The 14576-nt window shown below is 62.5% G+C and carries 18 protein-coding genes; 13 read left to right on the top strand and 5 right to left on the bottom strand.

The features are described 5' to 3' along the window. Position 1: 1 nt before the first annotated feature. The gene (locus tag HHL25_RS04615; protein WP_169587714.1) at positions 2 to 931 is read right to left on the bottom strand and encodes an AAA family ATPase; all 930 of its coding nucleotides are present in this window, start codon (positions 929 to 931) and stop codon (positions 2 to 4) included. A 27-nt stretch (positions 932 to 958) separates the two neighbouring features. Beyond that, positions 959 to 1408 (bottom strand): flavin reductase, encoded by a 450-nt coding sequence (locus tag HHL25_RS04610; protein WP_169589565.1) that lies wholly within the window; start codon positions 1406 to 1408, stop codon positions 959 to 961. A gap of 212 nt (positions 1409 to 1620) precedes the next feature. On the opposite strand from HHL25_RS04610, the gene HHL25_RS04605 reads away from it, so the two are divergent. Continuing rightward, positions 1621 to 2718 carry a branched-chain amino acid ABC transporter substrate-binding protein gene (locus tag HHL25_RS04605; RefSeq protein WP_246701682.1) on the top strand — a complete coding sequence of 366 codons (1098 nt, stop codon included), beginning with the start codon at positions 1621 to 1623 and terminating at the stop codon, positions 2716 to 2718. Between the two features lie 6 nt (positions 2719 to 2724). Here HHL25_RS04605 and HHL25_RS04600 read toward each other — a convergent pair whose 3' ends face one another. Next, positions 2725 to 3489, bottom strand: coding sequence for an SDR family NAD(P)-dependent oxidoreductase (locus HHL25_RS04600; protein WP_169587712.1), 765 nt, complete (start codon positions 3487 to 3489; stop codon positions 2725 to 2727). A 166-nt stretch (positions 3490 to 3655) separates the two neighbouring features. On the opposite strand from HHL25_RS04600, the gene rpe reads away from it, so the two are divergent. The 6 genes from rpe to HHL25_RS04570 all read left to right on the top strand — a co-directional run bounded on the left by rpe (position 3656) and on the right by HHL25_RS04570 (position 10522). After that, positions 3656 to 4333: a ribulose-phosphate 3-epimerase gene (gene rpe, locus HHL25_RS04595; protein WP_169587710.1), complete on the top strand. Its 678-nt coding sequence runs from the start codon at positions 3656 to 3658 to the stop codon at positions 4331 to 4333. Between the two features lie 20 nt (positions 4334 to 4353). After that, positions 4354 to 5061, top strand: coding sequence for a DUF2259 domain-containing protein (locus HHL25_RS04590; RefSeq protein WP_169587708.1), 708 nt, complete (start codon positions 4354 to 4356; stop codon positions 5059 to 5061). Next, positions 5058 to 5588, top strand: a complete 531-nt coding sequence (locus tag HHL25_RS04585) for a hypothetical protein (RefSeq protein WP_205927707.1) — start codon at positions 5058 to 5060, stop codon at positions 5586 to 5588. The genes HHL25_RS04590 and HHL25_RS04585 overlap by 4 nt, the downstream gene beginning before the upstream one ends. A 58-nt stretch (positions 5589 to 5646) precedes the next feature. Then, positions 5647 to 6948 (top strand): adenylosuccinate lyase, encoded by a 1302-nt coding sequence (gene purB / locus HHL25_RS04580; RefSeq protein ID WP_169587705.1) that lies wholly within the window; start codon positions 5647 to 5649, stop codon positions 6946 to 6948. A 351-nt stretch (positions 6949 to 7299) separates the two neighbouring features. Next, a complete protein-coding gene (locus HHL25_RS04575) occupies positions 7300 to 7848 on the top strand; it encodes an RBBP9/YdeN family alpha/beta hydrolase (protein ID WP_169587703.1) in 549 nt (182 codons plus the stop codon). A gap of 112 nt (positions 7849 to 7960) precedes the next feature. Then, positions 7961 to 10522 carry a sensor domain-containing protein gene (locus HHL25_RS04570; RefSeq protein WP_390624494.1) on the top strand — a complete coding sequence of 854 codons (2562 nt, stop codon included), beginning with the start codon at positions 7961 to 7963 and terminating at the stop codon, positions 10520 to 10522. A gap of 56 nt (positions 10523 to 10578) precedes the next feature. Here the strand turns inward: HHL25_RS04570 and HHL25_RS04565 are convergent, their stop codons facing one another. After that, a complete protein-coding gene (locus HHL25_RS04565) occupies positions 10579 to 10893 on the bottom strand; it encodes a DUF1476 domain-containing protein (RefSeq protein ID WP_169587702.1) in 315 nt (104 codons plus the stop codon). Positions 10894 to 11127: 234 nt separating this feature from the next. On the opposite strand from HHL25_RS04565, the gene purC reads away from it, so the two are divergent. The 6 genes from purC (at position 11128) to HHL25_RS04535 (ending at position 14224) form a co-directional block, all read left to right on the top strand. After that, on the top strand, positions 11128 to 11892 hold the full coding sequence (gene purC, locus HHL25_RS04560) for a phosphoribosylaminoimidazolesuccinocarboxamide synthase (RefSeq protein ID WP_169587700.1): 765 nt from the start codon (positions 11128 to 11130) through the stop codon (positions 11890 to 11892). Positions 11893 to 11925: 33 nt separating this feature from the next. Continuing rightward, positions 11926 to 12168, top strand: coding sequence for a phosphoribosylformylglycinamidine synthase subunit PurS (gene purS, locus HHL25_RS04555; protein WP_169587698.1), 243 nt, complete (start codon positions 11926 to 11928; stop codon positions 12166 to 12168). Between the two features lie 18 nt (positions 12169 to 12186). Beyond that, positions 12187 to 12432, top strand: coding sequence for a hypothetical protein (locus tag HHL25_RS04550; protein WP_246701681.1), 246 nt, complete (start codon positions 12187 to 12189; stop codon positions 12430 to 12432). A 9-nt stretch (positions 12433 to 12441) separates the two neighbouring features. Further along, positions 12442 to 13113 carry a phosphoribosylformylglycinamidine synthase subunit PurQ gene (gene purQ / locus HHL25_RS04545; protein WP_169587696.1) on the top strand — a complete coding sequence of 224 codons (672 nt, stop codon included), beginning with the start codon at positions 12442 to 12444 and terminating at the stop codon, positions 13111 to 13113. Positions 13114 to 13163: 50 nt separating this feature from the next. Beyond that, positions 13164 to 13547: a hypothetical protein gene (locus tag HHL25_RS04540; protein WP_169589557.1), complete on the top strand. Its 384-nt coding sequence runs from the start codon at positions 13164 to 13166 to the stop codon at positions 13545 to 13547. A gap of 104 nt (positions 13548 to 13651) precedes the next feature. Beyond that, positions 13652 to 14224 carry an acyloxyacyl hydrolase gene (locus tag HHL25_RS04535; protein WP_169587694.1) on the top strand — a complete coding sequence of 191 codons (573 nt, stop codon included), beginning with the start codon at positions 13652 to 13654 and terminating at the stop codon, positions 14222 to 14224. A gap of 4 nt (positions 14225 to 14228) precedes the next feature. On the opposite strand, the gene HHL25_RS04530 is transcribed toward HHL25_RS04535, so the two are convergent. Beyond that, a complete protein-coding gene (locus tag HHL25_RS04530; protein ID WP_169587692.1) occupies positions 14229 to 14507 on the bottom strand; it encodes a DUF1127 domain-containing protein in 279 nt (92 codons plus the stop codon). Positions 14508 to 14576: the final 69 nt, after the last annotated feature.

The raw sequence follows: 14576 nt of genomic DNA, 5'->3' as shown, positions 1-14576 counted from the left end.
CCTAGCCCGCCGCCAGCAGTTCGGCCTTGACCTCGGCGAGCACCTTGTGGCCCTCGCCACCCTGGATCCGCGCAATGTCCTCCTGGTATTTCAAGAGGGTGCCGAGCGTGTCGGCGATCGTCTCGGGATCGAGTGCCAGCCGGTCGAGCTCGGTCAAAGCGGTCGCCCAGTCGATGGTCTCTGCGATACCGGGGTTCTTGAAGAGATCGATAGTCCTGATCTTCTGCACATAGGCAACGATCTGGCGCGACAGCTGTTCGTTGCAGCCCGGCACCTTCTTCCGGATGATGGCAAGCTCTTCCGCTGCCTTCGGATAGTCGACCCAGTGGTAGAGACAGCGGCGCTTCAAGGCGTCATGCACCTCGCGGGTGCGGTTGCTGGTGACGATGACGATCGGCGGCTCGGCGGCCTTCACTGTACCAAATTCGGGGATGGTCACCTGGAAGTCGGACAGCACCTCGAGCAGGAAGGCCTCGAAGGCCTCGTCGGTGCGGTCGAGTTCGTCGATGAGGAACACCGGCGCTCGGCCCGGCGTCGACTGCAGGGCCTGAAGGACGGGCCGTCGGATCAGGTGCTTCTCGGAAAAGAGATCGTGCTCCAGCCTGTCGCGGTCGGAGATGCCTGTCGCTTCGGCGAGGCGGATTTCCAGCATCTGCGCCGGATAGTTCCACTCGTAGACGGCGGACGCGACATCGAGCCCTTCGTAGCACTGCAGGCGTATCAGCGGCCGGTCGAGCGCCGCTGCCAGCACCTTGGCGACCTCGGTCTTGCCGACGCCCGCCTCGCCCTCGAGGAAGAGTGGGCGCTGCATGCGAAGCGCCAGGAAAAGCACAGTCGCCAATGGCCGCCCGGCCAGATAGTCGTGACGAGCGAGAAGCTCGATGACGGCATCGATCGATGCCGGCAAACCGGTTCTTGACGTTTCCGCCATTGTTCCTCCCCTTTATTGGAGAGGAGCTTACAGGGTGCGGTAGCCGCGGTCCAGATAGATGAGCGAAGCCTCCTGCCGGCCGAAATGCACGGCCTTGACCTCGCCGAAAAGGACTGTGTGCGTGGCCGTCACCTTCCGGTCAGTGACCCTGCAATCGAACGACACGATCGCATCGGAAAGAACCGGCGCGCCGGTCGAGAGCGTCTGCCATTCCCCGAGCGCGAAGCGATCCTCGACAGGAAGACCGCCGAATCCGGCAAAGGCGTTGGCGAGCGCCTGGTGATGCGCCCCGAGCGTATTGAGGGCGAAGAACCCGCTTTCGAAAAAGACCGAATTGTTCGCGTTGTTGTTGTTGAGGCAGACGAGCAGGCTCGGCGGACGGTCGGAAACGGAGCAGGCTGCGGTAATCGTCACCCCCCGTCTGACGCCTTCGTACTCGGTCGTCACGACCTGTACGTGGCCGGCATAGCGGCTCATCGCTTCCCGGTAGACGACGGGGTCCATCTGCTGCGAATTCAACACTCTCTTCTCCGGGGCGAGACCCGCCCAGTTGGCGCATTGCGCACCAATATGGCCTTCAAGGTTTACGTTTTCCACAACGCGGCTCAAATTTCGCCACGCCCGACGACATCGAATGACGTTGCCGGATCGATCCGCCTGCGGCTAGGATGGCCTAACCGATTTGAGGAATGGAAGAAACCGCCGCGATGCGTCGTCCCCTGCTGCTCTCCGCACTGCTTGGCCTGGGCCTCGCGCTTCCTGCCTTGGCCGACATGCCGAAGGTCGCGCTGGTCGCCCCGCAATCGGGGCCGTTTGCCGCCCTTGGCAAGCAGATGCGCGACGGGGCGACGCTTGCCGCCGGAAAGTCAGGCGTTGAGATCGTGCCGATCGACGAGACCTGCGAACCCGGCAGCGGCCAGACGATTGCCAATCAGATCCTCGAGTCGGGCGCAAAGGCTGCGATCGGTTTCCTCTGCTCCGAATCGCTCGACGGCGCGCTCGCACCGCTCAAGGAGCCAGGCATTCCCGCCATCACCCTCTCCGTGCGTTGGAAGGGCATCATGGAGGATGCCCTGAAGAACGGCTGGCCGCTCTTCCGTATGGCGCCATCCACGGAAGACGAGGCCGAGCGGCTGGCAGAGGTCATCCTTCGCGACTGGCCGGACGTCGCTCTCGCCCTGATCGACGACGGCACCATCCACGGCCGTGAACTCGCCGAGGCGATCCGTGGCAATATCGAGACCCATGGCCTGAAACCCGCTTTCACCGACACCTTCCGCCCCGGCCAGGAGCAGCAGCTTTCCCTCGTGCGCCGCCTGCAGAAGGCCGGCGCCACCCACGTCTTCGTCGGTGGGGACCGCAACGACGTGGCCGTCATCGCCCGGGACGCAACCGCCGAAGGGATCCCGTTGACGGTGATCGGTGGCGAAGCGATGAACGCCGCCGACATGCCGGTGCCGCTTGCGGACGGCACGCTCGCCGTCATCCTGCCGGACGGGACAGCCGAGCCCGATGCGACGGCGGCCGTGGCCGAGCTGAAGGCGGCCGGAATACAAGCCGAAGGCTATGTGCTGCCCGGCTATGCGGCGGTCACCGTCTTTGCCGAGGCTCTCGGTGCATCCGGCGCGCTCAAGATCCCGCTGGCCGAGGCTTTGGCCGATGCGCGTTTTGCAACCGCAATCGGACCGGTTTCCTTCAACGAAGGCCACGAACTCTCGGACAATCCCTATCGCCTCGCCGAATGGCGCGACGGACGTTTCGTGCCGGTGCCGCCTGCTGGCCAGTGATCCCGGTCAGGATTGGTATGGCCAGAAGGCCTGGGTGAAGACGCCTCCGTCGACCCAGATGGTCTGGCCGGTGACAAATCCAGCATTCGCGCCCGCAAGGAAAAGCACCGGCCCGGCAATGTCGGCAGGCGTACCCACCCGCCGAAGCGGCGTGACCCGGCCCCAGGTTTCGGCGTAGTCCGGCGCCTCGGCCTTCGTGCGTTCGGTTTCGATCGCCCCGGGAGCGACACAGTTGACGCGGATACCGTGCGGCCCAAGTTCCACCGCCGCCACCTTGGTGAACTGCTCGACGCCACCCTTCGAGGCCGTGTAGTCGACCAGTCCCGGAAACGCCAGCTTGTTGCAGCCGGAGCCGATATTGACGATCGCGCCCCTCTTGCCGGCGGAAACCATGCGCTTGGCGGCTTCCCGCGTATTGAGGAAGCAGCCGGTCAGATTGGTCCGCAGGACGGCATCCCAGCGGGCTTGCGTCAATTCGAGCAGAGGCGACCAGGTCTGGATGCCGGCATTGTTCACCAGCACGTCGGGCGCATCGCCGAACCATTCGGCAGCCTCGTCCATCAGCCGCGCGACGGCGGCTTCCTCCCCGACGTCAGAATCGAAGGCCCGTGCCCGGCCGCCCGCGGCCGCAGCCTCGGCGATAGTCTCGGCTGCACCGGCCTCCTCACGGAAATGCGTGAAGGCCACGTCATATCCCGCCGCGACGAAGGCCGTGACGAGATGCCGGCCGATGCCGCTGCTCCCGCCGGTGATGATTGCATGCCGTCCCATTGCCGTCCTCCCATGTCATCCGCGTCAAGAAGTGGCCAAGGATAAACCGGCGGTCAAGGCGACACCGATCCGTTGCAGACCTTCGCAGTGTTGCCCGGGATCGAGTTGCGGTGCTATGGGCAGGCCAGAACGCGCCACAAACCGCTGGTAATCCGGAGCCTCCGCCATGAACCGTCCCCTTTTCATCGCCCCTTCCATCCTCGCCGCCAATTTCGCCAAACTCGGCCAGGAAGTGGCAGACGTCGTCGAAGCCGGCGCCGACTGGATCCATCTCGATGTCATGGACGGCCATTTCGTCCCGAACATTTCCTACGGACCTGCCGTCATCAAGGCCCTGCGTCCCTACACCAAGGCCGTGTTCGACTGCCATCTGATGATCTCGCCGGCCGATCCCTATCTCGAGGCCTTCGCCGATGCCGGTTGCGACGTGATCACCGTCCATGCCGAGGCAGGTCCCCACCTGCACCGCTCGCTGCAGAAGATCCGCTCGCTCGGCAAGAAGGCCGGTGTCTCGCTCAATCCCGCAACCCCGGTTTCAGTTCTCGAACACGTCCTCGACGATCTCGACCTGATCCTCATCATGAGCGTCAACCCCGGCTTCGGCGGTCAGAAATTCATCCCCGCCGCCACCGCCAAGCTTGCCCAGGCCAACATGCTGATCGGCAACCGGCCGATCGATCTGGAAGTGGACGGCGGCGTGACGGCCGAGACGGCCCCGCTCGTGACCGCGGCAGGCGCCAACGTCCTGGTTGCCGGCTCCGCCGTCTACAAGGGCGAAGGCGTTGACGACTACCGCAAGACCGTCGAAACTCTGCGCAAGGCCGCAGAAGAGGGACGCCGTTGATTGATTGCCGGACATGGTCGGTGGGACTGGCGACGATGCTCGTCGCCCTGCCGGCCATGGCGGCCGAGTTTTCCGAATTCCGGTCGCTCGGCTTTTCGAAGGACGGAAGCGTCTACGCCTTCGAGGAATTCGGCATCAGCGACAGCTCCGGTCTCGCCTATTCGAACATCTTCGTGATCGACACGGTCAAGGACAAGTTCCTGCCGGGTACCCCTATCCGCGTCGGCGTGGAGCGGGATACGGACAGCCTTGCGAAGGTCCGCAAGCTGGCGCTCGAGAAAGCCGCCCCCTTGATCGAAGAGAACAATCTGCTCGATCACCCCGGCGAGGTCGTCGCCTTCAATCCGATCAGCGAACTCGGGCCGTCGAATGATGAGCTCAAATACTTCGAGCATCCGGCAGATCCTTCCTTCGGCGAACCCTACACCCTGACGATCGAGGAATTCTTCGCGCCGCCGACCCGATACTGCGTGGACATGGTCGATACGCTGAAGGCCTTTCGTCTGCGCTTCAAAGTTAAGGCCGGGAAACCGGCAGACGATCTTGTTTACACCGACGGCCCGGAGATTCCGGAGAGCCGCCAATGCGTCGTTGGTTATCGGCTGGGCGGTGTCATCACCTATGCGGCAGAGACGGGCCAAACCGTGCACATGGCCCTCGTCAACGTTTTGAGCATCGGCTACGAGGGCAACAACGGGCGCTGGATCGCCGTACCGGTGCATCCTTGACCGACGAGAAAAGGCCGACACACTCAATTCGCCCGGGCTTACGTAGCCGGCTGGCGGCATCGCGCCCGCCGACGCGCGACTGGCTCCTCGGCGCGCTCCTTTGGGGCGCTGCGATCGCGGTATCGATCCTGCTGCCCCACTACGGTGAGAACCGACTGCCCGAGAGCCACCGTGCCCTGGTCTTGGCCCTATACTTCGTCGGCGCGGTGCTCGGGTGGCTCGCGGCTCTTCCGCTGGTCCGCTTCTTCAGCCACGGGCAGGCCGCGGAAACCCGGTTCGCGGCAGCCTTCCTGCTTCTCGGCATCAGCACGGCCGGCTTTACCGCCCTGATCTTCGCCCTTCATTATCGCCTTTTCTATTCCCAGTGGCACGAGCCGTTCGGAACGATGATCTGGCTGTTCCAGTTCGTCTTCACATCCGCAGCGGCCGTCTATCAGTTCGCGGTGCTTGGCATCCGACACTACCTGCCCTTCGGCCTGATCATACTTCTTGCCGTCAGCATCCTCCATGCGCGGCGCAGCCGTTGAGATTAGCCGTCGTCTTTGCTAAAGCGACGCCAACTCCAGCCGCAAGGAAAGAAAGCCGATGATCCCGCGTTATTCCCGGCCCGAAATGGTCGCCATCTGGTCTCCCGAAACCAAGTTCCGCATCTGGTTCGAGATCGAGGCCCATGCCTGCGACGCTCTTGCCGATCTCGGCGTCATCCCGAAGGAATCCGCCCGCACCATCTGGGAAAAAGGCGGCGCGGCCGAATTCGACGTGGCCCGCATCGACGAGATCGAAGCCGTCACCAAGCATGACGTCATCGCCTTCCTCACCCACCTTGCCGAATTCATCGGACCGGACAGCCGTTTCGTCCATCAGGGCATGACGTCGTCCGACGTGCTCGACACCACGCTCAACATCCAGCTGGTCCGCGCCGCCGACATCCTGATCGCCGACATGGACCGTGTTCTGGCGGCTCTCAAGACGCGCGCCTTCGAGCACAAGGATACGGTGCGCATCGGCCGCAGCCACGGCATCCACGCCGAGCCGACGACGATGGGCCTGACCTTTGCCCGCTTCTATGCTGAGATGACCCGCAACCGTGCCCGCCTCGTCGCGGCCCGCGCCGAGATCGCGACCGGTGCGATCTCCGGTGCCGTCGGCACCTTCGCCAATATCGACCCGCGCGTCGAGGAACATGTCTGCGAAAAGCTCGGCCTCGTCCCGGAGCCGGTTTCGACCCAGGTCATTCCGCGCGACCGTCACGCCATGTTCTTCGCCACCCTCGGCGTCATCGCCTCCTCGATCGAAAACGTCGCGATCGAGATCCGCCACATGCAGCGCACCGAAGTTCTGGAGGCAGAAGAATTCTTCTCGCCGGGCCAGAAGGGTTCGTCCGCCATGCCGCACAAGCGCAACCCGGTCCTCACCGAGAACCTGACGGGTCTCGCCCGGCTGGTGCGCATGTCAGTCGTTCCGGCCATGGAAAACGTGGCCCTCTGGCACGAGCGCGACATCAGCCATTCGAGCGTCGAGCGTGCCATCGGCCCGGACACCACGATCACCCTCGACTTCGCGCTGAACCGCCTTGCCGGCGTTATCGAGAAGCTCGTCATCTATCCTGAGAACATGTTGAAGAACATGAACAAGTTCAAGGGCCTGGTGATGAGCCAGCGGGTTCTCCTGGCCCTCACCCAGGCCGGTGTTTCCCGCGAGGACGCCTATCGACTGGTCCAGCGCAACGCCATGAAGGTCTGGGAAAAGGGCGCCGACTTCCTTGAGGAACTGCTGGCGGACGAGGAAGTGCGCGCGGCCCTCTCCGAGGAAGAGATCCGCGAAAAATTCGACCTTGGCTACCACACCAAGCACGTCGACACGATCTTCAAGCGGGTCTTCGGCTGATCCTCGTCTCAAAACTTGCGACCGGCATGCGCCACGCCTGCCGGTCGCCTGCGGTCGGCGCCAACGGGGGGCGCGCTCAACCGCTTTCGGCCCGCCGCCCACAAGCGGCTTCCCGGTGTTCATTGTCGTCGCCCGTCCGTTCCAATCCGATGCAGGACGTCGCAGACAAGGGTGTTCGAACCGGCAGATTATGCGGCAAGAAGACGTCTGACGCGAGCCCCTGTTTCATCATGACCGGTGCCAGGAACACCCCTCCTCAACTGTCCTGACATGAAGGGCCACGCGGTTTCACTGCTGCAAAGCACAACGCGGCTCTTGACGGCAGACGCACGCGACCGCAATTAAGGCAGCATGAAAGCATCTGACGCCGATATCCTGATCATCCCGGGCTACACCAATTCCGGACCCGACCACTGGCAGAGCCGTTGGGAGGCCAAGCTGTCGACCGCGCGTCGCGTCGAGCAGGCGGAGTGGGCGAAGCCGGTGCGCGAGGACTGGGTCAAGCGGATCGTCGAGGAAGTCAACGCCTCGACGCGTCCTGTCGTGCTGGTTGCCCATTCGCTCGGCGTTCCGACGGCCATTCATGCCGTGCCCGAGATCAGCAAGAAGGTCGCCGGCGCTTTCCTCGTGGCACCGCCGGATGTCGCCAACCCGGAGATCCGTCCGAAGCATCTCATGACCTTCGGTCCCTATCCGCGCAACCCGCTGCCCTTCCCGTCGATCACGATCGCCAGCCGAAACGACCCGTTCGGCACCTACGAGCACGCCGACGACATAGCGAATGCATGGGGTTCGCTCCTGATCGACGCGGGCGAATCCGGTCACATCAATGCAGATTCGGGCCATGGCCCGTGGCCCGAGGGGACCATGGTCTTCGCCCAGTTCCTCGCACGCCTCTGAGCGGGTTGCACACAATGTCGCAGCGTGAACCTCTGCGGTGTAATTAAGCACAATTTAATTCTGCCTCACTACTCTGGCGCGATCTCGAAATTCGTTTTCGAAAGAGCAGCCGTTGCACCCGAGTACAACTGAACAAGCCAGCCCAAAAGACCCTGTCCGCGACGATTTCAACGACCTCCTGGCGATCCTCCCCCTCGCCAGTGCGGTCGTCGGCGCTGACGGTCGCATCCTCGGCTGCAACGATCCCTTCCTGGAACTCGTGGGAGCAGTCGCCGGTCTGGGCGAAATGACGTTCGCCGGCCTTCTCGACGGGTTGGAGCGCCCGACCTTTCAGGCGATACACGTCGCGTCTCTTGCTGACGCGGCCTTGCCGCGCTCCCTCGAATTCGCAATCGGGCTCGACGACACCCGGCGCAGACACGTCATCGCCTCCATCAAGCCCTTTCGTCCGACGTCCAACCAGGCGCTCCCCTACCTTCTGATCCAGTGCACCGACATCCAGCCAATCCGCGACAGCGAGGCTTCCCTCGTCGAACGGGAGCGTCGCTGGAACCACGCGCTCGTGGGCTCGTCATCCGGCGTGTGGGACCAGCGAATGGATACGGGCGAAATGTCCTATTCCGACGTCTGGCGCTCGATCCGCGGCCTCGGCCCCGATGACCCGATCGCCGGCACGACGGAGGAATGGCTCGACATGGTTCATCCCGACGATCGGAGCCGTGTCCTGCATTCGATTGAGAGACAGAACGCCGGTGACCCGGAATACACGACATTCGAATATCGGGAGCGCCACAAAAAGGGGCATTGGATTTGGATCGAATGCCGCGGCGCCTGCGTCGAATGGGACGACGAGGGCCAGCCGGTCCGCATCGTCGGCACGGACACCGACATTACCGAACGCAAGGCAGCGGAGGAAGCACTGGCCCGGATGTCGCGCCGCCTGAAACTCGCCTTGGACGCCTCCGGCATCGGCGTTTTCGAAGCCGACTTCAGTACCGGAATGTGCGAGTGGGATTCCGGAATGCGCGCCATCTACGGGCTCGACACCGATCCGCTCATCCGCATCAACGGCGAATGGGAGGACATGCTGCATCCCGACGACGCCGAGCGCGTGCAGACGAAGGTGAACCGCCACGTCGAACAGTTGATCCCGTTCTCCGACGAGTACCGCGTCGTCCTGAAGGATGGCTCAACCCATTACATTCGCTCGCGCACCCTGCCATTCATCGATGGCGATGGTCATCGCAAGATGGTCGGCGCCAACTGGGATATCACGGCGGACCTCGAACTCCGCAAGGAACTCGAGCGCGCCAAAACGCTCGCCGAGGCCCGGAACCGGGATCTCGAACAGGCCAAGGCACGCATCGAGCACATTGCCCTGCACGACCATCTCACCGACCTTCCCAACCGGCGCTACCTCGACGAGATGCTGGAGAGCCTGGATGGTGAGGGACGCGCGGACAAGGGTGGCCTGGCCATCCTTCACATCGACCTCGACCGGTTCAAGCAGATCAACGATACGCTCGGTCACAATGCCGGCGACGCGATGTTGAGGCATGTGGCACGCATCCTGCGCGACAACGTTCGCGGCGGCGATTTCGTCGCCCGCATCGGTGGAGACGAATTCGTCTTTGTCGCCCGCTTCGACGGTAACCAACGCATGCTGACCGCCCTCGCCGAGCGCCTCATCAGCGAACTCCGCAAGCCGGTGGCCTACGACGGACAGGATTGCCGGTTCGGAGCCAGCATCGGCATCGCCTGCGACCGGACAGGCACGGTCGCACCGCGCCAGTTGCTGCTCAATGCCGACATCGCGCTCTACAACGCAAAAAACAGCGGCCGCAGTCGTTACGCTTTCTTCTCCCGCGACAGCCACAGCCGGATGGTGGACAGCAAGAGGATCGCCGACGACATTCTGCGCGGCCTCGAACAGAACGAATTCCTGCCCTTCTACCAGTTCCAGTTCGATGCCAGGACGCTGGATGTGAGCGGGGCCGAGACACTTGCCCGCTGGCGCCATCCGGAACACGGCATCCTCACCCCGGACAAGTTCCTCGCCGTCGCCGAAGATATCGGCGTGGTGGGAGAAATCGACGGCCTTATCCTCGAGCGGGCGCTCGCCGACATGACCCGCTGGGAAAAACTCGGGTTGAGCATCCCCAAGATTTCCGTCAACGTGTCCTCGCGGCGCCTTCACGATCCCTCCCTGAAGAAGAAGCTGAGCGCCCTCGACTTCGATCCCGGAACGGTCTCTTTCGAACTGCTTGAATCGATCTTCCTCGACGACAACGATGATCAGGCGATCGACAACCTGCGTCACCTCAAGAAGATGGGGATCGATCTCGAAATCGATGATTTCGGAACCGGTCACGCCTCGATCGTCAGCCTGCTGAGACTGAGCCCGAAGACCCTCAAGATCGACCGCGAACTGGTACAGACCGTCCCCGGATCGCGTGCGCGCCGCAATCTTGTCGGCTCGATCATCGACATCGGCCACTCGCTTGGTATTCGGGTTGTGGCGGAGGGGGTGGAAACGCCGGATCACGTCCGCGTATTGCGGGGTCTCGGCTGCGATGTCTTGCAAGGCTTCGGCCTTGCCGTGCCCATGCCCTTCGAGGACACGGTCACCTTCCTGCGCGATGAAAGCTGGCGTAGCTGCGCTCTCTCGGCGTGACGAAAGGTCAGGACGGGCGCCGGACGGCGCCCGATCGCATCAAACCATAGGGACGATCACTCGCCCTGGATCTGTTCCACGGCCTGGGCGAGGAACTCGATCATCTTGGCGCGGATCTCTTCTTCCGTGACCGCAATGCCACCAGCAGCGAGGTCGCCGCTCAGCTTGCGCAGCACGTCTGCGTCGCCGGCCTCTTCGAAGTCGGAAGCAACCACTTCCTTGGCATAGGCATCAACATCAGCCTTGCCGAGCAGGCTACCGGCCCACAGGCCGAGCAGCTTGTTGCGTCGTGCTTCCGCCTTGAAACGGAGTTCCTGGTCGTGCGCGAACTTGTTTTCAAAAGCCTTTTCGCGATCACTCATGCCGCTCATCTGCGTCTCCCAAAATATGCCGCCACGGTGCGGGTTTCGTTCACCCATTAATCAAAAGGCGGTACAAAGTGCAATGCAAACTTGGTCGATTCTCCAAGCGCGCCTACGGTTTGGACGATTTCGATCCGGGGGACAACTGTTGCATTGTGAAAACCGAGCTTTTCCGCTAAGGGACCGCTTCAATAGTCCACTTGCGTCCCCTCGTGTGACGCCAACAAGCAGAGAAAACCCGCCATGAACCGTCGCCGCCGTGTATACGAAGGCAAGGCCAAGATCCTCTACGAGGGTCCGGAACCAGGCACGCTGATCCAGTTCTTCAAGGACGATGCGACCGCATTCAACAAGAAGAAGCATGAAGTCATCGACGGAAAGGGCGTGCTCAACAACCGCATTTCCGAATACATCTTCACGCACCTAAACAAGATCGGCATCCCCACCCATTTCATCCGCCGGATCAATATGCGCGAGCAGCTGATCAAGGAAGTGGAGATGATTCCGCTCGAGATCGTCGTGCGCAACGTCGCCGCCGGCTCGCTCGCGACCCGCCTCGGCATCGAGGAAGGCATCGTCCTGCCGCGCTCGATCATCGAATTCTATTACAAGTCCGACGCGCTCGCCGACCCGATGGTCTCGGAAGAGCACATCACGGCCTTCGGCTGGGCAAACCCCGCCGAGCTCGACGACATCATGGCGCTGGCGATCCGCGTCAACGACTTCCTGTCCGGCCTCTTCCTCGGTATCGGCATCCAGCTGGTCGACTTCAAGATCGAGTGCGGTCGTCTCTATGAAGGCGACATGATGCGCATCATCCTGGCCGACGAGATCTCGCCGGACAGCTGCCGCCTTTGGGACATCGAGACCCGCGAGAAGCTTGACAAGGACCGGTTCCGCCAGGATCTCGGCGGCCTGCTCGAGGCCTATCAGGAAGTTGCCAAGCGTCTGGGCATCATCAACGAAAACGAGCCGCTGCGCGGCACCGGCCCGGTGCTGGTGAAGTAAGCGACCGACAAAACAGATCTACGGAGATTGAGAGTGATCAAGGCACGCGTGACCGTAACCCTCAAGAACGGCGTCCTCGACCCGCAGGGCAAGGCGATCGAAGGCGCGCTCGGCGCGCTCGGCTTCGACGGCGTCGGCCATGTCCGCCAGGGCAAGGTCTTCGACCTTGAGCTCGAAGGCACCGACAAGGCCAAGGCCGAAGCCGACCTCAAGGGCATGTGCGAAAAGCTCCTCGCCAACACTGTCATCGAGAACTATACTATCGCCATCGCCTGAAGGCAGAGGAGCGATGGTATGGCCGACCAATCCCAGGAACTCCTGTTCGAGATCTTGCGAAAGCTCCAATCGGACATGTCGATCTTGAAGGACGGCCAACGCGAAACGCGGCAGGAAATCAACAGCCTGCGAAACTACATGCATCTGATTCAAGGCGATATGAACAACCTGCGAGGAACGATGTCGCAGATGTTGGATCGCCTCGATCGGATAGAAAATCGTCTCGAACTTCGAGAATTGGCCGAAGCACAAAGCAAGGTTTGAGCCCCACCCATGAAATCCGCCGTTCTGCAACTCCCTGGCCTCAACCGCGACCGCGACATGATCGCCGCGCTCACCAAGATCTCAGGCACTGCCCCGGTCACGATCTGGCAGACAGAGACGACGCTTCCGGATGTCGACCTGATCGTCATTCCCGGCGGCTTCTCCTATGGCGACTATCTCCGTTGTGGCGCGATCGCTGCCCGCATGCCGGTCATGCAGGCCGTCAAGGCGGCCGCAGAGCGCGGAACGAAGGTTCTCGGCGTCTGCAACGGCTTCCAGATCCTGCTGGAGGCCGGACTGCTTCCTGGCGCGCTGATGCGCAATTCCTCGCTGAAGTTCGTCTGCAAGGAAATCAAGCTTGAAGTCGCCAATGCCGACACCGACTTCACCCGCGCCTATGCCAAGGGCCAGATCATCCGCTGCCCTGTCGCCCATCACGACGGGAACTATTTTGCTGACGCGGAAACCCTGAAGGCGATCGAGGGCAATGGCCAGGTCGTCTTCCGCTATGCAGAAGGCACAAATCCGAACGGCTCGATCAATGACATCGCCGGCGTGATGAACGAGAAGGGCAACGTTCTCGGCATGATGCCACACCCCGAAAACCTGATCGAGGCTGCTCACGGCGGCAATGACGGACGTGGCATCTTCGCCTCGGCCCTCGACGTAATCGCTGCTTAACGGTTCGGATGATAGAGGACGGGCGCCCGATGAACGAAAAGCGATTCTGCATGCGCCCCTCCCTCCTTCTTGCCACCGCCGCCCTCACTGCACTTGCCGCCTGCCAGCCCAAGCCCAAGCCGCAGCCGGCCCACGGCCAGTCGGCCCTTGACGTGATGGAGCGCGTTGCGGTCGGCGCCAACAACTGTTGGATGAAGTCAGGAGACCCGGCCTTCAAGGCCTATGCCATGGCGCCGGAACTGAACTCCTTCTCCGGCAAGCCGCGCATTCTTCTGGTGCGCAAGGGAAGCCACGACATCCGGCCGCTGCTGGTCGTCCAGGCAGAAGGCCGCCCGGCCCGCCTCGACGCCTTCGGTCCGATGATGAGCGAACCGGTTGCCGGCCGCATCGCAGCCGATGTCAGCCGCTGGGCAAAGGGCGCGAAGGACTGCTGATCGCAGCTTGAATTTTGCGACCTTTTCTGGGCAAGATCCGGTCGCCATCGTCAAAATCATGTGATAGCGTTGCGACCGGCTGAAACGAGTCCGGGTGAGTTTCCATGGATGATCGCATTGCATCCGTCCTGCGCAGCGTGGTTTGCGTACTGGGCGTCTCGACATCGATGACATTTGCACAAGGCGCGCTTGCTGCCGACTGGTCCATCAAGGAAGTCAGGGCTGGCGTGACGGGATCCATTCAGGCCCGCAGCACCTTCGAACCCGGTTTCTTTCCGACGGTGGTGCTCTTTTTCGATCCCCTCGAATCGGCAAACGCCTCGACCTGGCAGGACACGCTGATGCGGCCGCGCCTGCATGTCGGCGCCTCGGTAAGCACCGCTGGCGCGGCAAGCCAGGTCTATGCCGGCTTGAACTGGACCGTTCCCGTGACGGACCGCTTCTACCTGGACGTCGGCTTCGGCGGCACAGTGCACAACGGCGACCTCGAAGACGACGGCACCAGCGGCCCGAAGCTCGGCTGCTCGCTGCTGTTCCATGAATATGCCGCGGCCGGCTTCCGCCTCACCGACAAGCTCGACGTGGTCGCGACGATCGATCATTCGTCCAGCGCCAATCTCTGCGCCCCGAATGACGGCATCAGCCACGCGGGCCTTGCCCTCGCCTACAAGTTCTAGGCACTCAGCGCAGCAGCAGCCAGGATTTCCGGGCCTCCTGTTCAGCGGCGACCCGGGTAATGCCGATGTCGCGCAACTGCTCGTCGGTTAGTTCGCTGAGCGCGAGCCGTCCCGCCCGCTTCATCCGCCAGTTCGAAAACCCTTGGGTGAAGCGTGCCCATATACCCTTGGGACGCACCGCGGGCGACAGCATGTCGCCAGTGCTCCGGAACAGGGTCTCGCGCTGATATCCGTCCGGGTAGATTGTATCAATTGCACTAAGATACGCCACTGAATCGATCATATTGCACCCCTATCGTCGGTCGAATTCGGTGCAATGTCCGTAGCATTGACCAATCAATCCGGACAATGT

The sequence above is a fragment of the Rhizobium terricola genome (assembly GCF_012927355.1).
GTDB classification, from domain to species: domain Bacteria; phylum Pseudomonadota; class Alphaproteobacteria; order Rhizobiales; family Rhizobiaceae; genus Allorhizobium; species Allorhizobium terricola.
Note: the sequence above shows the minus strand (reverse complement) of the source record. Positions and strands in the feature narration are given on the sequence as shown.